Origin of the sequence: Streptomyces sp. NPDC005551 (genome assembly GCF_042871785.1) — a bacterium.
Classification (GTDB): Bacteria; Actinomycetota; Actinomycetes; order Streptomycetales; family Streptomycetaceae; genus Streptomyces.
The window spans coordinates 22,225-43,164 of record NZ_JBIAJE010000015.1 but is presented as its reverse complement, the minus strand read 5'-3'; the positions used below and the strand labels follow the sequence as shown (position 1 = coordinate 43,164).

The following is a 20,940-nucleotide window of genomic DNA, read 5'->3' as shown; positions in this document are numbered from 1 at the left end:
TGCTCCGTTCCATCATCAAGAACATGTCGATATGTCTGGATGTCGCCGTTCAGGAAGCGAATCGGCCGAGGGTTTCGATCTTCATGTCGCCTGTGGTGACCGCGCGGATGTGATCGCTGGCGAGCAGGTCGTGCGGATTGCCGAGGTCGATGGAGCTGACCTCGTCGAGGCGGGCCAGCTGGGAAGGAGTGAGGTCGACCTGCAGGGCACCCAGGTTGTCCTCCAGCTGCGCGATGGTGCGGGCGCCGATGACGGGTGCCGTCACACCCGGGGCGTTCAGGGTCCAGGCCAGTGCGACCTGGGCGGGTGTGCGGCCCAGCTCCGAGGCCACCTCCTTCACCGCATCGGCAATGGCAAGGTTGCGGTCGGTGACCCATCCCAGGGCGACGTTGAGGCTCTTGCGGTTGCCGGCGGTTTCGCCGACGACGGGGCCCGCCTGGTTCTGGTCCTCCCGGCTGTACTTGCCGGTGAGCACCCCGCCGCCCAACGGGGAGAAGGGGACCACGCCGAGTCCCATCTCGCGTGCCATCGGGATCAGGTCACGCTCCGCGGTGCGCTCGATCAGGCTGTACTCGGTCTCCAGTGCGACCAGTGGCGACCAGCCGCGCAGGTCGGCGATCGCCTGCATGCGCGACACCTGCCAGGCCGGGGCGCTAGAGATCGCCACGTACAGCACCTTGCCCTGCCTCACCAGGTCGTCCAGGCCCCGCAGGATCTCCTCCACCGGCGTCCTGAAGTCCCATACGTTCACGTAGAGCAGATCGATGTAGTCGGTGTTCAGCTGCCGCAGACTGGCTTCCGCCGACGCCAGCATGCTCTTGCGGTGGGTACCCCCGGAATTCGGGTCACCGGGCTGACGCAGCGTCGAGTACTTCGTCGCCAGCACCATCTTGTCGCGGTTGGTGCGGGCGAATTCGCCGAGCAGTCGCTCGGAGCTGCCGTTGGTGTAGGTGCTGGCGGTGTCGAAGAAGTTGCCGCCGAGCTCGGTGTAGCGGTCGAAGAGCTTGCGCGCCTCGTCGCGCTCGGCGCCCCAGCCCCACTCGGTGCCGAAGGTCGCCGTGCCCAGCGCCAGCGGTGAGACCCGGAGTCCGGAACGGCCCAGCAGCCGATAGGTGTCGAGAGTGAGTGCCATCGTGTTCTCCTGTGAGGTGCGGTTCGTGGCGTTCTGTCCGGTTACCGCGACCCGGTGGCCGCGGGCGTGCAGCGGCTCGGCCGTCGCTCTGCCGATGCCGGTCGCCCCCCCCGGTGATGACCGCTGTAGGCATGGCAGACCTTTCGCCGCTGAAGCGATGGGTGAGACCACCCTTAATCGGGGAACTCCCCGTTTGTCTCACCGTACACTGAACCGGGGACATCCCCGAATCGTTCCCGAGCCTCATCCGACACTCACGATCGCGAGGGTCATGACACCTCCACGCAGCACCCTGCGCGCCGACGCGCAGCGCAACCGCGAGCAGCTGATCGCCACGGCCGCCGAGGCCTTCGCCTCCGGACGCCCGATCTCGCTGGACGCGATCGCCAAACGCGCGGGAGTGGGGAACGCCACCCTGTACCGGCACTTCCCCACCCGAGAGGATCTGGTCGAAGAGGTCTACCGGGACCAGATCCGCCCCTTGCGCGAAGACGCGCGCACCCTGCTGGCTACCGAGCCGCCCGCACAGGCCCTCCACGCGTGGATGCTCCGATTCGCCGACTGGGCCGGCGAACGACGCGGTATCTGCGAGGCCCTGGTCGCCATGAGCGCTTCCGGCCGCTTCGGCACCGGACCGGTCTGCGACGAGGTCCAGCAAGTCCTGGCGATGGTGCTCGAGGCCGGCGCCACAGCAGGAGAACTGCGCAGCGACATCGACCCGGTCGAGGTGGGTGGCATCCTCGCCGGTCTGCTCTCCGTGGCCGGCGCACCCGAGCAGCGCCCCCAACTGAACCGCATGCTGGACGTCGTCGTCGACGGACTCAGGCCCCGCTGAGCGATACGCCGGCCGTTCGGCGAGGCGTCGGCCCATGCCGGCCGGACGGCATGGCTGTGGCCGCGGCGGTCGTGGCGCCCCAGACCTTGGCGAGGACGCTGTGTCCGTTCGCCGTAGCCATACGAGAACAGGGCCTTCCAGAAGCGTGCCGCCCCCGGGTGCCCTCGCGGGCGATCCGTGCCCGCCCCGGCGTACGGTGAGACGCGCTCGACCACCCCCTGAGCGCACCACCGCCGATCAGCCGAGAAGGACCCTCGCATGCGCGCCACCACCATCCACGCCCCCTACGACATGCGCGTGGAGGACGTCCCCGACCCCGTGGCACAGCTGCCCACCGACGCGGTCGTACGGGTGCTGCGGTCCTGTATCTGCGGCAGCGACCTGTGGGCATACCGGGGCGAGGCGGCACGGCAGCCGGGACAGCGGATCGGGCACGAGTTCCTCGGCGTCGTCGAGGAGACCGGTTCCGAGGTGACCGGTGTGCGCCGCGGGGACCTGGTCGTCGCGCCGTTCATGTGGTCCGACGGCGCCTGCGACTACTGCCGTGAGGGGCTCACCACCTCGTGCGAGCACGGCGGCTTCTGGGGTTCCGTCGGCTACGACGGCGGGCAGGGCGAGGCCGTGCGGGTGCCCTTCGCCGACGGCACCCTCGTCCGGCTGCCCAAGGAGGCCGCCTCCGACGACCGTCTGCTGGCGGCCCTGCTCACCCTCTCCGACGTCATGGGCACCGGTCACCACGCCGCTCTCGGCGCGGGGGTGCGGCCGGGCGCGACGGTCGCCGTCGTCGGTGACGGAGCCGTCGGGCTGTGCGCCGTCCTGGCCGCCCGGCGGCTGGGCGCCGAGCGGATCATCGCGCTCGGACGCCACGCGGCGCGAACGGACATCGCGCGCCGCTTCGGAGCCACCGACGTCGTCGCCGAGCGCGGGGAGGCCGCCGTGGCGGCAGTGCGCGAACTCACCCGCGGACAGGGCGCGCACTGCGTCGTCGAGGCCGTCGGCACCGAACAGTCCATGAGCACCGCCGTGAGCATCACCCGCGACGGCGGCGCCGTCGGCTTCGTCGGCGTGCCCCACGGCAGCGGCACCGGACTCGACCTGAGCGTCCTGTTCGACCGGAACATCGCCCTGCGCGGCGGCGTCGCCCCGGTGCGCGCGTACATCCCGGAACTGCTGCCCGACGTCCTGGACGGAACGATCGACCCGTCGCCCGTCTTCGACCGCACCGTCGGCCTTCAGGACGTCCCGGAGGGCTACCGCGCGATGGACGAGCGGACCGCGCTCAAGGTCATGGTCGCGGGCTGAGTAAGGGCAGCCGCCGCCGGGAACCCCGGGCTCACCGGCCCGGGAGCGGCAGCGCCGTCAGCAGGGCCGACACCACGACGACCGCGCCCAGCGCCGTCACCTCCGCGCGCGCGGGCGAACAGGCGCTGAGCGGGTCGTTCGCGCGGCCCATCCGCAGCCGCGCGCACAGGGCGAGGCCGGCGACGACGGCCACCAGGAGCACCTTGGCGAGCAGGGCACGCCCGTACGACGTCGTCGCCAGCTGGTCCAGGACCGCGCCCGGCGGCATACGGCGCAGCGTGCTGCACACCCCGGTGGCGGTGATCCCCGCGAACAGGACGGCCGCCACGCGCGCGTAGCGGCCGAGCAGCGCGGCGCCCTGCTCCGGGGCGCGCCAGGCCCGCAGCGTCCGCAGCACGTGCAGCAGCCCGCCCGCCCACAGCACCGTGCAGGTGACGTGAACGAGCGTCAGGGCCGAGCCGACCAGCGGGAGGTGCTCCGTGACGGGATGGGCCCGCAGCGCCTCCGCCACGGCCACCGCGGCCGACGGCAGCACCTGGAAGCCGGGACGGTTCGTGAGGGCGCCCAGCCCGACCGCTCCGAACGCGTTGAACTCCACGAGCGCCAGCGCGCCGTCCCGGGAGCCGAACAGCGCGCCCACGTCCAGGCCGACGAGGCCCCCGGGCAGCCGGTTCCCGGTGGCCGCGCAAGCGGCGAGTCCCAGCGCCGCCACACATCCCGCGGCCGCCGCGAAAGGCGCCCAGCTGCGGGGCGCTCGCGCGGCGGGGGCGCCCGGCACCCGGCGCACCAGCCGGGCCGCGAACAGCTCGCCCGCCGGGACGCACATGGCCGCGAACAGCACCGCCCGGAGCAGGGCGATCCCGGCGACGCCCGGCGCGGCGGCCTCGCCGGTGCCGCGCAGCGCGAGCGAGGGTCCGAGCAGGGGAATCAGCGCGGCCAGGGTCACCAGACCGAGCACGGCGGCGGCCCGGCCGGCGGAGGCGGGCTGCGCGGGGGCGGTGGCGGCTCTCTCGGCCGTCTGTTCAGTCGAACTCACGTCACGATCTTCACCATCTCTCTGAAAATCGGACAAGTCGGGTGGGGTGATCGGCGGAACGGCATCCCCCGGGAGCGGAGGTGCCCGCCCATTCCCGCGCCCTCGCTGACCACCCCGCGCCCTCGCTCACCACCAGCGCGCCGGATCTGCGCCCCAGTTCCCCGGCGGCCGCTGCCAGTCGCGTGGTCCCCCCTCGAAGGAGACCGGCGACCGGGCATGGCGCAGCGGCCCCAACGGGCTGTCCGTCCCGGTGAGCCAGCGGTCCGCCCGCTCGTACGGGGTGTCCGTCGTCCGGTCGTCCGGGACCGGCCCCGTCGTCCGGCGCCCGGCCTTCCGTACCGGGCCGTTCGTCTCCGGGTCGTCCCGGATCCCCACCGGCCCGTTCGTCCGCTGAACGTCCCGGACCCCTGCCGGCCCGTTCGTCAGCCATTGCGCCGTCCGGGCCAGCGACAGCCGTACGAGCCGGGTCCCGCCCTCGCGCGACTGCTCGGTCAGCGACCGCAGCACGGCCGCCGCCAGCAGATAGCCGGTGCCGTGGTCGAGGGCCTGCGCCGGCAGGGCACCGGGCCGCTCGGCCGAGCCCTCGGCCACCGCGATCCCGGTGGCGGCCTGCACCAGGCTGTCGAAGCCGCGCCGCCCGGCCCACGGCCCCTCGTCCCCCCAGGCCGACAACTGCGCGACCACCAGACCCGGCCGCCGCCCGGCCAGGGCCCGGGGGCCGAGCCCGAACCGGTCCGGGGCACCGGGCCGGTAGCCGGTGACGACGACGTCCGCCGCGTCGAGCAGCTCCTGAAGGGCGCGCCCGTCGGTCGTCAGGTCGAGCGTGGCGGAGCGCTTTCCGAAGCCGGTGTCGGCGTGCTGGTCGGGGAGTTCCGGCAGCCGCGGCGGGTCCACCCGCAGCACGTCGGCGCCGAGAAGGGCGAGTGTGCGGGTGGCCACGGGGCCTGCGATGACCCTGGTCAGGTCCAGGACACGGACGCCCGCGGCCGGCCGCAGCGGGTCACCGGCGAGGTCCGTGAAGGTCCGCGGCGGCTCCTCGTCCAGCCGCTCCCGGGCGACCAGGGGCATGCCCGCGACGGCGGCACCCTGCTCGTGCGCCGCCCACTCCCGCGCCGTGCGCAGGGCGACGGCGAGGCCCCCGGCCGCGTAGACGGACTCCTCCACCTCGCCCGCGGACCGTTCCGCCAGGGCGGCGGCGACCGTCTCGGCGGCGGGGTCCGCGGGCAGGCCGAGCGCGGCCGACAGCCGTGCCCGGTGATGCGGATAGTTCGCGTGCGTCCGCACCCATCCGTCCGCGGTCCGCCAGAACCGGGACAGCGGCGCGAAGCTCACCGGCGCCCGCCCGCCGACGCGCAGGTGCCGCTCGCTGACGAAGGCCGTGGCGACGGCCCCGTCGTCGACCTCGGCCGCGGGCATCGCCCGCCCGGTGCGGCGGGCGGCCAGCTCCGCGGCCGCCAGCGCGCAGGCGCCCACACACCCGCGTGCCACCTCCCGTACGGGCAGCCGGGCGTCGAGCGCGCCGTCCCGTACGACGGCCGAGAGACGGGAGAGGGATGCGGGGTCGCCGCCCAGCGCCTCCCAGGCGACGGTCACCGGTGCAGGTGTCATGACGGCACTGTGCCGGATGTACGGAATCAACATGTCGACCGGGCCGGGTACTTGGGGCGGGACCCCCGGGGAGCGGCGTGACCGGGGACGGCGAAGGGCCGGACGGCGTGCTGCCGTCCGGCCCCTCGGCGGGTGCGTGGTCCCGACCACGTCACCGCTACTACTTCACCGCTACTTCGTCACCGCTACTACGTCACCGCTACTTCGTCACCGCGTCCAGCGCGTCCGCGGTGCCCCATCCGTAGAAGCCGTTGCGGTTCTTCGTGCCCTCGCAGACGGCGTCGATCTTGCCGTCACCGTCGATGTCGTACGGGTCGGTGCACGGCGTCGCGTCGGCCTCTGCGTACAGCAGCGCCTTCACCAGGGCGGGGGAGGCGTGCGGATGCGTCGACTTGATCAGCGCGGCGACCCCCGCGACGTGCGGGGACGCCATCGACGTACCGGCCATGTAGCCCCAGCCGCCGCCGGGCAGCGGGCCGAGGATCAGGCCGCTCGTGGCGGGCGGGGCCGGGGTCTGGTAGCGCGTCGAGTCGCCGCCGGGCGCGGCGATGTCGATGACGCCCAGGCCGTGGTTCGAGAAGGACGACTTGATGCCCTTCGCGCCCGTCGACGCCACGGTGACCACACCCGGCAGCTGGGTGGGGATGTCGTAGCACTCGGACGGGTCGATCACCCGGTCGCCCGGTGTCGTGTCGTTCGGGGACGACGGGTCCGTGATCTCGTCCGCGGCCAGGTCGTAGTTCTCGTTGCCCGCCGCCGCGACGTTGACCGCGCCCTTGTGCTCCGCGTAGCGCGAGGCGCGCGTGATCGCGTCGACCAGGGCCCGCTGGTCCGGGTCGTCCTTGCAGTTGAAGTACCAGGGGTCGGTGTAGTAGCTGTTGTTGGTCACGTCGACGCCGTGCTCCGCGGCCCACACGAAGCCGCAGACCACGGCCTCCGTGTAGAAGAACCCGGCCGTGGTGGACACCTTGATGCCGGAGACCTTCACGCCCGGGGCGACACCGGTGATGCCGACGCCGTTCTTGGCGCCCGCGATCTCACCCGCGACATGCGTGCCGTGCGGGCTCTCCTCGGCGCTCGGCCGCCACGCCCCGTCGGTGGTGTCCGGCTTGCCCGTCACGCAGTTGACCGAGGCGTCGCGGTCGAAGTTCGGGGCGATGTCGGGATGGGTGTCGTCGACGCCGGTGTCGATCACGGCGACCGTGACCTTCCGGCTGCCGAGGGTCTTCTCGTGCGCCTTGTCCGCCTTGATGGCGGGCAGGTCCCACTGCAGCGGCTCCAACGGGTCCTGCCCGGCGGCCGCCTCGACGTCGGCGACGTCCTTCGCGGTGAGCACCTTGGGCGTGCCCACGTCGGTGGTCGACTGGGCGGGCAGCGGCGCGGTGCGCGTGGCGCCGGCCGACTGCACACCGCGTACGGTGCGGACGGTGGCCGCGAAGTCGGCGTTCGACGAGTGGACGACGATCACGCCGATCCGGTCGTACGACGTCACGATCGTGCCGCCGGCCTCGGCGATGGCCTTCTTCACGTGCGCCGAAGGGCCGTGCCCCGGGCGGACGTTGACGACATAGCTGAGCGAGGTCGCGTCCGCTGCCGCGGCACGCGGCGCGGCGGTGTCCGCCGCGGACGCGCTGACGTTCGGCAGGAAGGCGAGAGCCGTCGCCATGGCCATCCCGAGGGGGACGGCTATCGCGCGACGCGAGCGCGACTGAGGCGCTGTCATGGTGTCTCCAGTTCGTTCAACGGTACGAGCTGTACGAGCCGTGCGGAAAGCTCACAGGGCGGAGGTCCGGGGCAGGAGCCCGACGTCCGGGGCTACTTGACCGCCCGCAGCGCGTTGACGACGCCGAAGCCGTAGAAGCCGTTCACCCGCTTGCCGCCCTCGCAGGTGGCGTCCACGACACCGTCGCCGTCACCGTCGTACGGCTCGGCCGGGCAGCCCGGGTTGTCGGCCTGCGCCTTGAGCAGCGCCTGGAGCTGGGCCGGAGTCGCGTGCGGGTGCGCGGACTTCAGGAGCGCGGCCACCCCCGCGGCGTGCGGCGAGGCCATCGACGTGCCCTGGAGGAAGCCGTACTGGTTGTTCGGCATCGTGGAGAGGATCCGGCCGTTCTTCGACGGGGTGTCCGGGATCTGGTACTTGTCGCCGCCGGGCGCCGCGATGTCGATGACACCGTCGCCGTAGGTGGAGTAATACGACTTGGCGCCCTTGACGCCGGTCGCGCTGACCGTGACGACACCCGGCAGCTGGGTCGGCACGTCGAAGCACTCGTGCGGGTCGATCGTCCGGGGGACCGGGGTCGAGTCGTCGGGGCTGGAGTCGTCGACGATTGCGTCCGCGTCGAGGTCGTCGTTGGAGTTGCCCGCCGAGGCCAGGTTCAGGGTGCCCTTCTTCTGGGCGTACAGCTGGGCCCGGTTCACCGCGTCGACGATCGCCCGCTGGTCGGGGTCGTCCATGCAGTTGTAGAGCCACGGGTCCACGTAGTAGCTGTTGTTGGTGACCTCGACGCCGTGGTCGGCGGCGAAGACGAAGGCGCAGACGACCGCCTCCGGGTAGAACAGCTCGCTGACCGGGTCGGCCACCTTGATGCCGGCGACCTTCACGCCCGGAGCGACACCGGCGACGCCGATGCCGTTGCGCGCCGCGGCTATCTCGCCCGCCACGTGCGTGCCGTGGTAGTGGTCGGCGTTCGCGGGACGCCAGGCGCCCGGCGAGGTGTCCGCCTTGCCGCCGACACAGTTCGCGGACTGCGAGGCGGAGAAGTTGGGGGCCAGGTCCGGGTGGGTGTCGTCGACGCCCGTGTCGATCACGGCGACGGTCACGTTCCTGCTGCCCGGGTTGATCTTCGCGGCCTTGTCGGCGCCTATCGCCCGCAGGTCCCACTGGTCGGCCTCCAGGGGCTCCTCGCCCGAAGCGGTGCTGCCCGCCTCGGCCTTGGCTGCCTGAGCCGCCGTCAGGTACTGCGCGGCGCCCTCGTCCGTGGTGCCCGCCGCGGTCAGCGGCGCGGTGCGGGTGGCGCCGGCGGACTGCACCCCGCGCACCGCGCGGAGCTGCTTGCCGAAGTCCGGGTCGGCCGACTGGACGACGAACACGCCGATCTTCTCGTACGCGGCGACGACGGTCCCGTCGGCCGCGGCTATCGCCCGCCGCACGGACGCGAGCGTGCGGTGGTCCGTCCTGGTGTTGACGACGTACGCCAGCTTCGGGCCGTCCGCGGTCGTCGCGGCGGAGGCGGAGGCGGCGGCGCCGCCGGGGGCGGCCGCCGCGACACCCGGCAGCAGGCCGAGGGAGGCGGTGAGGGCCAGCGCGGCGGGCACGGCGAGCGCGAGACGGCGTCTGGAAGGCAGATGAGCCATGGGATCTCCACATCATCCGGAAACGGGCACTGCCCGAACACAGGTGGTGCTCGGGCAGGTACATGACGGGCGTGCAGGGCGAAGCTATCCCCCGCCCCAGCTGGCCAGCAATGAAATCCGGCGACGACTTCCGAAAGAACTCAGGTGAGTTGAACCGGTCCACGCGTGGCGCCGTGACCTTGAGCAGGGCGCACGAGCACGATCGAGCCCCCTGTCGGATCACGCTCGGGGGCCCTAACATCACCTCCCGGTTCACGTGATCCACGTCACTGTGAGGTCAAGCCGCCCATGTCCGTGCCCAGTTCGTCCCCGTCCCCCTCGGCGAAACCGTCCACCGTCGCAACCGCACCACGAGGAGACTCCGTGGCCACCGACGCACCGCCCCCCTCGAAATCCCAACCCCCGCTCCCCTCCACCGAGGAGTTCGTCGAGGTCCAGCAGAGTGCGGAGTTCGGTGAACTGCGCCATTCGCACCGGTCCTTCGCCTTCCCGCTGACCGTCGGCTTCATCTCCTGGTACCTGCTGTACGTCCTGCTCTCGAACTACGCGGGCGACTTCATGGGCACCCGGCTCTTCGGCAACATCAACGTCGCCCTGGTGCTCGGTCTCGCCCAGTTCCTCACCACGTTCCTCATCGCCTGGTGGTACTCGCGGCACGCCGCCGCCGAGCTCGACCCCAAGGCCGAGGCGATCAAGTCCCGGATGGAGGGCGGCGCATGAGCCCCGCGATCACCCAGGTCCAGCTCGCGGCGGGCGAGGCGAGCGAGCACCGGCCGCTGATCATCTCCCTGTTCGCCGTCTTCGTCGTGGCCACCCTCGTCATCACCGTCTGGGCCGGCCGCCAGACCAAGAGCGCCGCCGACTTCTACGCGGGCGGACGCCAGTTCAGCGCCTTCCAGAACGGACTCGCCGTCTCCGGCGACTACATGTCCGCCGCGTCCTTCCTCGGCATCGCCGGCGCCATCGCCCTCTTCGGCTACGACGGCTTCCTCTACTCCATCGGCTTCCTGGTGGCGTGGCTGGTGGCGCTGCTCCTGGTCGCCGAGCCGCTGCGCAACTCCGGCCGCTACACGATGGGCGACGTCCTCGCCTACCGGATGCGCCAGCGCCCGGTGCGGACGGCGGCCGGCACCTCCACGATCGTCGTCTCGATCTTCTACCTGCTGGCGCAGATGGCGGGCGCGGGCGTCCTGGTGTCGCTGCTCCTCGGCATCACCAGCGACGGCGGCAAGGTCGCCATCGTCGCCCTGGTCGGCGTCCTGATGATCGTGTACGTCACGATCGGCGGCATGAAGGGCACCACCTGGGTGCAGATGATCAAGGCCGTGCTGCTCATCGGCGGCACCATCCTGATCACCTTCCTGGTGATGCTGAAGTTCAACTTCAACATCTCCGACCTGCTCGGCTCCGCGGCCGACAACAGCGGCAAGGGCAAGTCGTTCCTGGAACCCGGCCTCAAGTACGGCGCGACCTCGACCTCCAAGGTGGACTTCATCTCCCTGGGCATCGCGCTGGTCCTCGGCACCGCCGGCCTGCCGCACATCCTGATCCGCTTCTACACGGTGCCGAACTCCAAGGCCGCGCGGAAGTCCGTGAACTGGGCCATCGGCATCATCGGCGGCTTCTACCTGATGACCATCGCGCTCGGCTTCGGCGCCGCCGCGCTCATCAAGCCGGAGGAGATCATCGCCTCCAACAAGGCCGGCAACACGGCCGCCCCGCTGCTCGCGCTGCACCTGGGCGGCGTGGACTCGACCTGGGGAGCGATCCTGCTCGCCACCATCTCGGCGGTCGCCTTCGCCACCATCCTCGCGGTCGTCGCCGGACTGACGCTGGCCTCGTCCTCCTCGTTCGCCCACGACATCTACGCGAACGTGATCAGGAAGGGCGACGCCACCGAGAAGGAGGAGGTCAGGGCCGCCCGCTACGCCACGATCGCCATCGGTGTGGTGTCGATCGGCCTCGGCGCCCTCGCCCGCGACCTGAACGTGGCCGGCCTGGTCGCCCTCGCCTTCGCGGTCGCCGCCTCCGCCAACCTGCCGACGATCCTCTACAGCCTCTTCTGGAAGCGCTTCACCACCCAGGGAGCCCTCTGGTCGATCTACGGCGGCCTCGTCACCGCCGTCGGCCTGGTGCTGTTCTCACCGGTCGTCTCCGGAAAGCCGACCTCGATGTTCCCCGACGTCGACTTCCACTGGTTCCCGCTGGAGAACCCCGGCATCATCTCCATCCCGGTCGGCTTCCTGCTGGGCTTTATCGGCACGCTCGTGTCCAAGGAGGAGCCCGACGCCGGCAAGTACGCCGAGCTGGAGGTCCGCTCCCTCACGGGCACCGGAGCGCACTGATCCGCCCGCCCGGCGGCCCCGTCGTGGACACCCGGTGGATCACCACTGGTAGGTCTCTACGACGGGGCCGCGCCGTACCTCGTGGGATCGGGCCCCCGCCGTTGTCGGTGCCGTCGCGTAGGCTCGGAGCTGTCCGACGTTGTGATCCGCATCGAGGGAGGGGGGCCCACGTGCTCATCGACACCTTCGGCCGAGTGGCCACCGACCTGCGCGTCTCGCTGACCGACCGCTGCAATCTCCGCTGCACGTACTGCATGCCCGAAGAAGGCCTGCAGTGGCTGGCCAAGCCCGACCTCCTCACGGACGACGAGATCGTCCGCCTGATCGGGATCGCGGTCGGCGATCTCGGGATCACCGAGGTCCGCTTCACCGGCGGCGAACCCCTGCTCCGGCCCGGCCTGGTCGGCATCGTGGAGCGCGTCGCGGCCCTCGGGCCGCGCCCCCAGATGTCCCTGACGACCAACGGCATCGGGCTCAAGCGCACCGCGGCCGCCCTGAAGGCGGCCGGCCTGGACCGGGTCAACGTCTCCCTCGACACCCTGCGCCCCGACGTCTTCAAGACGCTCACCCGACGCGACCGCCACAAGGACGTCCTCGAAGGCCTCGAAGCCGCCCGCGACGCCGGCCTGACCCCCGTCAAGGTCAACTCGGTCCTGATGCCGGGGCTGAACCAGGACGAGGCCCCGGACCTGCTCGCCTGGGCCGTCGAGCACGACTACGAGCTGCGCTTCATCGAGCAGATGCCCCTGGACGCCCAGCACGGCTGGAAGCGGGAGGGCATGGTCACCGCGGGGGACATCCTCGCCTCGCTGCGCACCCGTTTCGAGCTGACCGAGGAGGAGGCCGGTGAGCGCGGTTCGGCCCCCGCGGAGCGCTGGCTCGTCGACGGCGGCCCGCACCGGGTCGGCGTGATCGCCTCGGTCACCCGCCCCTTCTGCTCGGCCTGCGACCGTACGCGGCTGACGGCCGACGGCCAGGTCCGCACCTGCCTGTTCGCCACCGAGGAGACCGACCTGCGGGCGGCCCTGCGCTCGGACGCCCCCGACGAGGAGATCGCCCGCATCTGGCGTGCCGCGATGTGGGGCAAGAAGGCGGGGTCGGGCCTCGACGACCCGTCGTTCCTCCAGCCGGAGCGCCCGATGTCCGCGATCGGCGGATAGGGTCTGTCGTTCGGATCGGGCCGGCTGTGGCCGACGGTTCGTCCTGGCCGACCGGAGCGACAGGCCCAAGGGCCTGTCCGACGCTTCCCGTCTGCCTCGGGACTGGCCCTAGTTCCCGCCCTCTGCCGTCTCCCACTCGGCGAGCGGCACCACGTCCTTCAGGAAGCCGCGCAGGCTCAGAAATTGTGACAGGTGCTCCCGGTGCTCCTCGCACGCGAGCCATGTCTTGCGGCGCTCGGGCGTGTGCAGCTTCGGGTTGTTCCAGGCGAGCACCCACACGGCGTCGGCGCGGCAGCCCTTGGCGGAGCACTGCGGTACGGAGGGGGCGGAGTCGGGGAGCGGGAGGTTCACGCCCTCACCCTAAACGGCCCCCCAAAGGCGACGCCGAGCAGCCACGGGGGGAGCTGCCCGGCGTCGGTCCGTCGCTCCGACGGGGGATGCGGAGCGCGTACGAAGTATGTCACGGGGGACCCGCTGCCCGGCACCTGAACTCCATGATTGATCTGAGCTTTTCCTGAGCTTTGTACTCGCCCCGGCGCCCGGTCCCGTTCCGGATTCCGGTACTCCGCGACGGTCAGGTCCGCTCGTGCGGTTCGCCCCGGAATTCCGCCCCGGCATCCGTCGGCGCGTCCCCCGGCACAGATTCCGGAACGGGTTCCGAGGGCCCCTCCGCCGGGGGTGCGATCATCGGCCGCACGGGGACGGTGACGAACGTGGAAGGGAGCGACGGAGCGTTCTCCCGGCCCGCGTTGGCGATCACCACAGCGACGTAGGGGAGGAGCCCCCCGAGCACCAGGGCGACGATCGCGACGTGCCGTTCCACGTTCCAGAGGGTGGCGGCGAGGACCACCGCGATCGTGCGTACGGTCATCGAGATGACGTAGCGCCGCTGCCGCCCGCGGACGTCCTCGTCGAGTCCCTGCCTGGCTCCTGTGATCCGGAAGACCTGGCCACTGTTCTGCTTCCGCATCACATTCCACCGCCTTGCCTGTGTCGGACGCTCCCCGGTCCGTACCACCCGGACCCGGTCAGGACCGGGTCCGGAACGCCTTCCACGGTACGCCGCGTCCTGACCGTCCTGGAGACCGGGGGCACGGCGCGGCCGGGGGCGGACTGCGCCGTACCGCGTATGGCTTCGCCCGACATGCGGCGTACGGCCCGCGGACCGAGACTGGCCGAAATGCTCACGTGGAGCCGTACTAGGAGGCAGAGCCATGGGCTGGTTGTGGGCCATCGTCGTGGGATTCGTGCTGGGTCTGCTGGCCAAGGCCATCATTCCCGGCAAGCAGCACAGTCCGCTCTGGCTGACCACGATCTTCGGCATCCTCGGGGCCGTCGTCGGCAACGCCATCGCCAGGGCGGTCGGCATCGACGAGACCAGCGGCATCGACTGGGGGCGGCACGCACTCCAGCTCATCGCCGCGATCGTCATCGTCTTCTTCGGCGACATGCTCTACATGTCTCTGCGGGGCAACCGCCGGCAGCGCGCCTGAGACACCCGGCCCGCCGTCCCCCGCGGGACTCAGACAGCGGGGGCGGTCCCGTGACGGGACCGCCCCCGCTCTCGCGTGCACGTGGCTCGCCAGGGCGCGCTCAGGCGCCCGTGACCTCCACCGCCGCCAGGTTCTTCTTGCCCCGGCGCAGCACCAGCCAGCGGCCGTGCAGCAGGTCCTCCTTTGCGGGGACCGCGTCCTCGGCGGCGACCTTCACGTTGTTCACGTACGCGCCGCCCTCCTTGACCGTGCGCCGCGCGGCCGACTTGCTGGCCACAAGACCGACCTCCGCGAAGAGGTCCACCACGGAACCGAGCGCGGCGACCTGGATGTGCGGCACCTCGGACAGGGCCGCCCGCAGCGTCGGCTCGTCGAGGTCGCCGAGCTCTCCCTGGCCGAACAGGGCACGGGAAGCGGCGACGACGGCGGCCGTCTGGCCCGCGCCGTGCACCAGCGTGGTCAGCTCCTCGGCCAGCGCGCGCTGGGCGGCACGGGCCTGCGGCCGCTCCTCGGTCTGCCGCTCCAGCTCCTCGATCTCGGCGCGGGACCGGAAACTGAAGATGCGCAGGAACTTGGAGACGTCACGGTCGTCCGCGTTCAGCCAGAACTGGTAGAAGGCGTACGGTGTCGTCATCTCGGGGTCCAGCCAGACCGTGCCTGACTCCGTCTTGCCGAACTTGGTGCCGTCCGCCTTGGTGATCAGCGGGGTGCCCAGCGCGTGCACCACGGCCGCCGGCTCGACCCGGTGGATCAGGTCCGTGCCCGAGGTGAGGTTGCCCCACTGGTCACTGCCGCCGGTCTGCAGCGTGCAGCCGTACCTGCGGTAGAGCTCCAGGAAGTCCATGCCCTGGAGGATCTGGTAGCTGAACTCGGTGTAGCTGATGCCCGCGTCGGAGTTCAGCCGCCGCGAGACGGCCTCCTTCGCGATCATCTTGTTCACCCGGAAGTGCTTGCCCATGTCGCGCAGGAACTCGATGGCCGACATGCCCTGGGTCCAGTCCAGGTTGTTCACCATCACCGCGGCGTTCGGACCCTCGAAGTCCAGCAGGGGGGCGATCTGCGCGCGCAGCCGCTCCACCCACTGGGCGACGACCTCGGGAGCGTTGAGCGTGCGCTCCGAGTTCGGCTTCGGGTCGCCGATCAGTCCCGTCGCCCCGCCGACCAGGCCCAGCGGGCGGTTGCCCGCCTGCTGGATGCGGCGCATCGTCAGGATCTGCACCAGGTTGCCGAGGTGCAGGCTGGGCGCGGTCGGGTCGAAGCCGCAATAGAACGTGACAGGACCGTCCGCGAACGCCTTGCGCAGTGCGTCCTCGTCGGTGGAGAGGGCGATCAGCCCGCGCCACTTCAGTTCGTCGACGATGTCCGTCACGGTTCTCGTATCTCCTCGGGATGATGTCGGGCAGCCGGGCAGCCGCCGGCTACGAGGTTATACGCCCTGGCTGACAGAGCTCATATTGAAGTCGGGCACCCGCAGGGCCGGCGCAGCGGCCCTGGTGAACCAGTCGCTCCACTCCCGGGGCAGCGTCTTCTCCGTGCGCCCCGCCTCCGTGGCCCGGCCCAGCAGACCGACCGGCGACTCGTTGAACCGGAAGTTGTTCACCTCGCCGACGACCTCGCCGTTCTCCACCAGGTACACCCCGTCCCGGGTCAGCCCCGTGAGCAGCAGCGTCGCCGGGTCGACCTCGCGGATGTACCAGAGCGAGGTCAGCAGCAGGCCGCGCCCGGTGCTCGCGACCATCTCCTCCAGGGAGCGGTCGTCACCCCCGTCCAGGATCAGGTTCCCGATCGACGGAGCCACCGGCAGACCGGTCAGGGCCGCGCTGTGCCGGGTCGTCGACAGATGCCGGAGCCGGCCCTCGGCGATCCATTCGGTGGCCCGGAGCGGCAGCCCGTTGTCGAACACCGACGCGTCGTCCCCGGAGGAGTGCGCCAGTACGAACGGGGAGCTCTCCAGGCCCGGCTCGCAGGGGTCGCTGCGCAGGGTCAGCGGCAGCTCGCTGAGCCGCTCGCCGACGCGGGTGCCGCCGCCCGGCTTGCTGAAGACCGTCCGCCCCTCGGCCGCGTCCCGGGCCGCCGCCGACCACATCTGGTAGATCAGCAGGTCCGCCACGGCGGTCGGCGGCAGCAGCGTCTCGTACCGCCCGGCGGGCAGGTCGAGGTGCCGCTCCGCCCAGCCGAGCCGGGTCGCGAGCTCCGCGTCCAGGGCCGCCGGGTCGACGTCCTTGAAGTCGCGGGTGGAGCGGCCCGCCCACGCCGAGCGGGTGCGGTCCGGCGACTTGGCGTTCAGCTCCAGCGTCCCGTTGGGCTGGTCGTGCCGCAGCCGCAGCCCCGTCGACGTGCCCAGGTAGCTGGACACGAACTCGTGGTTGGCGAAGCCGTACAGCTCCCGCCCGCCCGCACGGGCCCGGGCGAACGACTCGCCGAGCGCCGGCGCGAAGTCCGTGAACACGGAGGAGGAGGTCTCGGCCGGCGCGTCCGTGAAGTCCGGGGACTCCGGGACACCCGTGACGAGGGGCTGGGCGTCCTCGGCGGGGCCGGCGCCGCGCGCGGCGGCCTCGGCGGCCCGCACCAGCGGTTCCAGTTCGTCGGGCGTCACCGCCGAGCGGGAGACGACGCCGGACGCCGTGCCCTCCCGGCCGTTCACGGTGGCGATGACGGTCAGCGTACGCCCGCGGGTCACGCCGTTCGTGGTCAGCGCGTTGCCCGCCCAGCGCAGGTTGGCGGTCGACTGCTCGTCGGCGATCACCACGCAGCCGTCGGCCCGGGACAGGGAGAGGGCGCGCTCGACGATCTCGTGCGGTTTGTCCGTACCGTGCGTACGCGAGGTCATCGGCCCGCCTCCTGAGTGGTGTTGAGAATGTTCACGCCCTTGAAGAGGGCGGACGGGCAGCCGTGCGAGACCGCCGCGACCTGGCCCGGCTGGGCCTTGCCGCAGTTGAAGGCGCCGCCGAGCACATACGTCTGGGGGCCGCCCACCGCGGCCATCGAACCCCAGAAGTCGGTGGTCGTCGCCTGGTACGCGACGTCCCGCAGCTGCCCCGTCAGCCGGCCGTTCTCGATCCGGAAGAACCGCTGGCCGGTGAACTGGAAGTTGTAGCGCTGCATGTCGATGGACCAGGACCGGTCACCGACGACGTAGATCCCGCGGTCGACGCTGCCGATCAGGTCCTCGGTGGACAGCCCGGCGGGATCCGGCTGGAGGGACACGTTCGCCATGCGCTGCACGGGCACGTGCCCGGGGGAGTCGGCGTAGGCACAGCCGTTCGACCGGTCGAAGCCGGTCAGTTTCGCGATGCGCCGGTCCAGCTGGTAGCCCACCAGCGTGCCGTCCTTGACGAGGTCCCAGGACTGCCCGGCGACGCCCTCGTCGTCGTACCCGATGGTCGCGAGGCCGTGCTCGGCGGTCCGGTCGCCGGTGACGTTCATCAGCTCGGAGCCGTACTTGAGCTTGCCCAGCTGGTCGAAGGTCGCGAAGGAGGTCCCCGCGTACGCCGCCTCGTAACCCAGCGCGCGGTCCAGCTCGGTGGCGTGGCCGATCGACTCGTGGATGGTCAGCCACAGGTTGGACGGGTCGACGACCAGGTCGTACACGCCCGCCTCCACGCTGGGCGCCCGCATCTTCTCGGCGAGCAGGCCGGGAATGCGCGCGAGTTCGGACTCCCAGTCCCAGCCGGTGCCCGTCAGGTACTCCCAGCCCCGCCCGACCGGTGGCGCGATCGTGCGCATCGAGTCGAACTCGCCGCTGGACTCGTCGACGGCGACGGCCGTCAGCTGCGGGTGCAGCCGCACGCGCTGCTGCGTGGTCACCGTGCCCGCGGTGTCGGCGTAGAACTTGTTCTCGTGCACGGTCAGCAGGGAGGCGTCGACGTGGCTGACCCCGTCGGCGGCCAGCAGCCGCGCGCTCCAGTCCGCCAGCAGCCCGGACTTCTCCTCGTCCGGTACGGAGAAGGGATCGATCTCGTACGCGGAGACCCAGGTCCGGTCGGCGTGCACCGGCTCGTCCGCCAGCTCCACCCTCTCGTCGGAACCGGCCGCCTCGATCACCCGCGCCGACAGCTTCGCCATCGCCACGGCCCGCGAGGCCACCTTCGCGGCGGCGTCCATCGTCAGGTCCACGCCCGACGCGAATCCCCACGTGCCGCCGTGCACCACCCGCACCGCGTACCCCAGGTCGGTGGTGTCCGACGACCCCGCCGGCTTGGCGTCCCGCAGCCGCCAGGACGCGCTGCGCACCCGTTCGAAACGGAAGTCGGCGTGCACGGCGCCGAGCGCCCGCGCGCGGGCGAGCGCCGCGTCGGCGAGGGCGCGCAGAGGTAGTGCCGTGAAGGCTTCGTCGATGGAATGAGGCACCTGGGTCTCTTTCTGTGGACTGACGGTGGTCGCCGTGCTCTGCGGTCGCTCCGATCATGTCGCCCATCGCGCCCGCGGACCACAGGTTTCCGGCCCGGGACCGTGACTTTCTGTAGAGACCCGACAGTGAGTCCCCCTACGCCACTGTCGGTGCCCGATTGTCCGTCGACGGGCCCGGACCGATAGGTTTTCGAGAAAGCCGCCTGTCGATCCAGCTGGTCGATCCAGCTGTCCGGGCGGACGAGTCAGACCGCTATCGAAAGGGTGATCCGTTGAGCCGCTCGGTTCTCGTCACCGGAGGCAACCGGGGCATCGGCCTCGCCATCGCCCGCGCGTTCGCCGAGGCCGGCGACAAGGTCGCCATCACATACCGCTCCGGCGAGCCGCCGGCCGCCCTCACGGAGCTGGGCTGCCTGGCCGTCAAGTGCGACATCACCGACACCGAGCAGGTGGAGCAGGCCTACAAGGAGATCGAGGCCGAGCACGGTCCGGTCGAGGTCCTCATCGCCAACGCGGGCATCACCAAGGACCAGCTCCTGATGCGCATGTCGGAGGAGGACTTCACCTCCGTCCTCGACACCAACCTCACCGGCACCTTCCGTGTCGTCAAGCGCGCCAACCGCGGCATGCTGCGGGCCAAGAAGGGCCGGGTCGTCCTGATCTCGTCCGTCGTCGGCCTGTACGGCGGCCCCGGCCAGGCGAACTACGCCGCCTCCAAGGCCGGCCTGGTCGGCTTCGCGCGTTCCCTCGCCCGTGAGCTGGGTTCGCGCAACATCACCTTCAACGTCGTCGCGCCCGGCTTCGTGGACACCGACATGACCAAGGTGCTCACCGACGAGCAGCGCGAGGGCATCGTCAAGCAGGTGCCCCTCAACCGCTACGCGCGGCCGGAGGAGATCGCCGCGGCGGTGCGGTTCCTCGCGTCCGACGACGCCTCTTACATCACTGGAGCCGTCATCCCGGTTGACGGCGGACTGGGAATGGGTCACTGATCACCATGAGCGGAATCCTCGAGGGCAAGCGCGTCCTCATCACCGGCGTACTGATGGAGTCCTCCATCGCGTTCCACGCCGCGAAGCTGGCCCAGGAGCAGGGCGCCGAGATCATCCTGACCGCGTTCCCGCGGCCCACGCTGACCGAGCGCATCGCCAGGAAGCTGCCCAAGCCCACCAAGGTCATCGAGCTCGACGTCACCAACGACGAGCACCTGGGGCGCCTGGCCGGCATCGTCGGTGAGGAGCTGGGCGGGCTCGACGGCGTCGTGCACTCCATCGGCTTCGCGCCGCAGGACGCGCTCGGCGGCAACTTCCTCAACACCCCGTTCGAGTCGGTCGCCACAGCGATGCACGTCTCGGCGTACTCCCTGAAGTCGCTGACCATGGCGTGCCTGCCGCTGATGCAGAGCGGCGGCTCCGTCGTCGGCCTCACCTTCGACGCGCAGTACGCCTGGCCGCAGTACGACTGGATGGGCCCGGCGAAGGCCGCCCTGGAGGCCACCAGCCGCTACATGGCGCGTGACCTGGGCAAGCAGAACATCCGCTGCAACCTCGTCTCCGCGGGCCCGATCGGCTCGATGGCCGCGAAGTCCATCCCGGGCTTCAGCGAGCTGGCCGCGGTGTGGGACTCCCGCGCGCCTCTGGAGTGGGACCTGAAGGACCCGGAGCCGGCCGGCCGCGGCATCGTCGCCCTGCTGAGCGACTGGTTCCCGAAGACCACCGGCGAGATCATCCACGTCGACGGCGGCCTGCACGCGATCGGCGCCTGACCGCCCGGTCCCCCGGACGGGTCGAAGGCCTGGTCCGAACAGGTGACGCCCCGTTTCCCGCAGGTGCGGGGAGCGGGGCGTCACCCGTTCGGACCCATCGGCCGGGCGGCGGACGCCGGTGACCAGGCACTATGGAGTACGCGTTCACCCCGCACTCCGGACGCGGTTTCCTCCCGAGCTCGGCCGAGGAGGTCCCCCTTGTGCGCCTTTTCCACCGATTCGCCCCGGTACTGGCCGCGCTGGTTCTCCCCGTCGCCCTGCCCGACGACGCGGCCTCGCACTCCCCGCATTCGCCCGGAACGGGCCTCCACGTGCGCGTGCCCGACGAAAGACCCTTCGGGGCCTCGTGCCGCACCCACGTGCTGGGCTCCCGGGTGACCGCCTACTGCCACAACCCGTATCCCGAGACGGACCGGGTCAGCCTGCACGTCGAGTGCGACCGCTGGTGGGACATCGACAGCGACGGGGCCCCGGTCGCCGCCGGGCCCGCCGAGACCGTACGGCTGACCGGGCGCTGCTGGAAGGAGATCCGCTCGGCGTGGGTCAGTCACGGGAAATGA

Annotated in this window: 19 protein-coding genes; 9 read left to right on the top strand and 10 right to left on the bottom strand. The window is 71.4% G+C overall.

The genetic code is table 11. The features are described from left to right. Window positions 1–49 precede the first annotated feature (49 nt). Window positions 50–1,132 (bottom strand): aldo/keto reductase, encoded by a 1,083-nt coding sequence (locus ACFYP4_RS32040; protein WP_388790228.1) that lies wholly within the window; start codon window positions 1,130–1,132, stop codon window positions 50–52. Window positions 1,133–1,403: 271 nt separating this feature from the next. Between ACFYP4_RS32040 and ACFYP4_RS32035 the strand changes: the two genes are divergently transcribed. Next, window positions 1,404–1,967, top strand: a complete 564-nt coding sequence (locus tag ACFYP4_RS32035; RefSeq protein WP_329900747.1) for a TetR/AcrR family transcriptional regulator — start codon at window positions 1,404–1,406, stop codon at window positions 1,965–1,967. Window positions 1,968–2,225: 258 nt separating this feature from the next. After that, window positions 2,226–3,269 carry a zinc-dependent alcohol dehydrogenase family protein gene (locus ACFYP4_RS32030; RefSeq protein ID WP_358853419.1) on the top strand — a complete coding sequence of 348 codons (1,044 nt, stop codon included), beginning with the start codon at window positions 2,226–2,228 and terminating at the stop codon, window positions 3,267–3,269. Between the two features lie 31 nt (window positions 3,270–3,300). Here the strand turns inward: ACFYP4_RS32030 and ACFYP4_RS32025 are convergent, their stop codons facing one another. The 4 genes from ACFYP4_RS32025 to ACFYP4_RS32010 form a co-directional block, all read right to left on the bottom strand. After that, window positions 3,301–4,305 carry a CopD family protein gene (locus ACFYP4_RS32025; RefSeq protein WP_358853420.1) on the bottom strand — a complete coding sequence of 335 codons (1,005 nt, stop codon included), beginning with the start codon at window positions 4,303–4,305 and terminating at the stop codon, window positions 3,301–3,303. 126 nt (window positions 4,306–4,431) lie between these two features. Continuing rightward, a complete protein-coding gene (locus ACFYP4_RS32020; RefSeq protein WP_388790223.1) occupies window positions 4,432–5,913 on the bottom strand; it encodes a CoA transferase in 1,482 nt (493 codons plus the stop codon). Window positions 5,914–6,112: 199 nt separating this feature from the next. Further along, window positions 6,113–7,636: a S8 family serine peptidase gene (locus ACFYP4_RS32015; RefSeq protein ID WP_388790220.1), complete on the bottom strand. Its 1,524-nt coding sequence runs from the start codon at window positions 7,634–7,636 to the stop codon at window positions 6,113–6,115. Window positions 7,637–7,728: 92 nt separating this feature from the next. Further along, entirely contained in the window at window positions 7,729–9,267 is a 1,539-nt protein-coding gene (locus ACFYP4_RS32010) for a S8 family serine peptidase (RefSeq protein WP_358853423.1), read from the bottom strand. A 363-nt stretch (window positions 9,268–9,630) separates the two neighbouring features. On the opposite strand from ACFYP4_RS32010, the gene ACFYP4_RS32005 reads away from it, so the two are divergent. From ACFYP4_RS32005 to moaA, 3 genes are all read left to right on the top strand, one after another. After that, the gene (locus tag ACFYP4_RS32005; protein ID WP_358853424.1) at window positions 9,631–9,987 is read left to right on the top strand and encodes a DUF485 domain-containing protein; all 357 of its coding nucleotides are present in this window, start codon (window positions 9,631–9,633) and stop codon (window positions 9,985–9,987) included. Then, the gene (locus tag ACFYP4_RS32000) at window positions 9,984–11,612 is read left to right on the top strand and encodes a cation acetate symporter (RefSeq protein WP_388790215.1); all 1,629 of its coding nucleotides are present in this window, start codon (window positions 9,984–9,986) and stop codon (window positions 11,610–11,612) included. The genes ACFYP4_RS32005 and ACFYP4_RS32000 overlap by 4 nt, the downstream gene beginning before the upstream one ends. Window positions 11,613–11,782: 170 nt before the next feature. Next, complete coding sequence (gene moaA, locus ACFYP4_RS31995; RefSeq protein WP_358853426.1) at window positions 11,783–12,772, top strand: GTP 3',8-cyclase MoaA; 990 nt, start codon at window positions 11,783–11,785, stop codon at window positions 12,770–12,772. 108 nt (window positions 12,773–12,880) lie between these two features. Here moaA and ACFYP4_RS31990 read toward each other — a convergent pair whose 3' ends face one another. Together ACFYP4_RS31990 and ACFYP4_RS31985 are read right to left on the bottom strand one after the other, a co-directional pair. After that, window positions 12,881–13,123 carry a hypothetical protein gene (locus tag ACFYP4_RS31990; protein ID WP_388790210.1) on the bottom strand — a complete coding sequence of 81 codons (243 nt, stop codon included), beginning with the start codon at window positions 13,121–13,123 and terminating at the stop codon, window positions 12,881–12,883. A gap of 223 nt (window positions 13,124–13,346) precedes the next feature. Continuing rightward, window positions 13,347–13,742 carry a DUF3099 domain-containing protein gene (locus tag ACFYP4_RS31985; RefSeq protein WP_358853428.1) on the bottom strand — a complete coding sequence of 132 codons (396 nt, stop codon included), beginning with the start codon at window positions 13,740–13,742 and terminating at the stop codon, window positions 13,347–13,349. 244 nt (window positions 13,743–13,986) lie between these two features. Between ACFYP4_RS31985 and ACFYP4_RS31980 the strand changes: the two genes are divergently transcribed. Beyond that, window positions 13,987–14,265, top strand: coding sequence for a GlsB/YeaQ/YmgE family stress response membrane protein (locus ACFYP4_RS31980; RefSeq protein WP_358853429.1), 279 nt, complete (start codon window positions 13,987–13,989; stop codon window positions 14,263–14,265). Between the two features lie 100 nt (window positions 14,266–14,365). Here ACFYP4_RS31980 and tyrS read toward each other — a convergent pair whose 3' ends face one another. Genes tyrS through ACFYP4_RS31965 form a run of 3 tightly spaced genes read right to left on the bottom strand, consistent with a single transcriptional unit; the run spans window position 14,366 to window position 18,615 of the window. Then, window positions 14,366–15,634: a tyrosine--tRNA ligase gene (gene tyrS, locus ACFYP4_RS31975; protein ID WP_388790206.1), complete on the bottom strand. Its 1,269-nt coding sequence runs from the start codon at window positions 15,632–15,634 to the stop codon at window positions 14,366–14,368. Between the two features lie 57 nt (window positions 15,635–15,691). After that, on the bottom strand, window positions 15,692–17,095 hold the full coding sequence (locus ACFYP4_RS31970; RefSeq protein WP_388790203.1) for a metallopeptidase TldD-related protein: 1,404 nt from the start codon (window positions 17,093–17,095) through the stop codon (window positions 15,692–15,694). Further along, window positions 17,092–18,615, bottom strand: coding sequence for a TldD/PmbA family protein (locus tag ACFYP4_RS31965; protein ID WP_358853432.1), 1,524 nt, complete (start codon window positions 18,613–18,615; stop codon window positions 17,092–17,094). The genes ACFYP4_RS31970 and ACFYP4_RS31965 overlap by 4 nt, the downstream gene beginning before the upstream one ends. A gap of 272 nt (window positions 18,616–18,887) precedes the next feature. Here ACFYP4_RS31965 and fabG point away from each other — a divergent pair, with 272 nt between their 5' ends. The 3 genes from fabG to ACFYP4_RS31950 all read left to right on the top strand — a co-directional run bounded on the left by fabG (window position 18,888) and on the right by ACFYP4_RS31950 (window position 20,940). Then, window positions 18,888–19,607, top strand: coding sequence for a 3-oxoacyl-[acyl-carrier-protein] reductase (gene fabG / locus ACFYP4_RS31960; RefSeq protein WP_358853433.1), 720 nt, complete (start codon window positions 18,888–18,890; stop codon window positions 19,605–19,607). A 5-nt stretch (window positions 19,608–19,612) separates the two neighbouring features. Next, entirely contained in the window at window positions 19,613–20,380 is a 768-nt protein-coding gene (gene fabI / locus ACFYP4_RS31955; RefSeq protein ID WP_358853434.1) for an enoyl-ACP reductase FabI, read from the top strand. Window positions 20,381–20,580: 200 nt separating this feature from the next. Next, complete coding sequence (locus ACFYP4_RS31950) at window positions 20,581–20,940, top strand: hypothetical protein (protein ID WP_358853435.1); 360 nt, start codon at window positions 20,581–20,583, stop codon at window positions 20,938–20,940.

Coding starts and splice junctions, on each gene's coding strand:
- ACFYP4_RS32040 (WP_388790228.1), bottom strand. CDS start 1,132: ATGGCACTCACTCTCGACACCTATCGGCTGCTGGGCCGTTCCGGACTC.
- ACFYP4_RS32035 (WP_329900747.1), top strand. CDS start 1,404: ATGACACCTCCACGCAGCACCCTGCGCGCCGACGCGCAGCGCAACCGC.
- ACFYP4_RS32030 (WP_358853419.1), top strand. CDS start 2,226: ATGCGCGCCACCACCATCCACGCCCCCTACGACATGCGCGTGGAGGAC.
- ACFYP4_RS32020 (WP_388790223.1), bottom strand. CDS start 5,913: ATGACACCTGCACCGGTGACCGTCGCCTGGGAGGCGCTGGGCGGCGAC.
- ACFYP4_RS32015 (WP_388790220.1), bottom strand. CDS start 7,636: ATGACAGCGCCTCAGTCGCGCTCGCGTCGCGCGATAGCCGTCCCCCTC.
- ACFYP4_RS32010 (WP_358853423.1), bottom strand. CDS start 9,267: ATGGCTCATCTGCCTTCCAGACGCCGTCTCGCGCTCGCCGTGCCCGCC.
- ACFYP4_RS32000 (WP_388790215.1), top strand. CDS start 9,984: ATGAGCCCCGCGATCACCCAGGTCCAGCTCGCGGCGGGCGAGGCGAGC.
- ACFYP4_RS31985 (WP_358853428.1), bottom strand. CDS start 13,742: ATGCGGAAGCAGAACAGTGGCCAGGTCTTCCGGATCACAGGAGCCAGG.
- ACFYP4_RS31980 (WP_358853429.1), top strand. CDS start 13,987: ATGGGCTGGTTGTGGGCCATCGTCGTGGGATTCGTGCTGGGTCTGCTG.
- ACFYP4_RS31970 (WP_388790203.1), bottom strand. CDS start 17,095: ATGACCTCGCGTACGCACGGTACGGACAAACCGCACGAGATCGTCGAG.
- fabI (WP_358853434.1), top strand. CDS start 19,613: ATGAGCGGAATCCTCGAGGGCAAGCGCGTCCTCATCACCGGCGTACTG.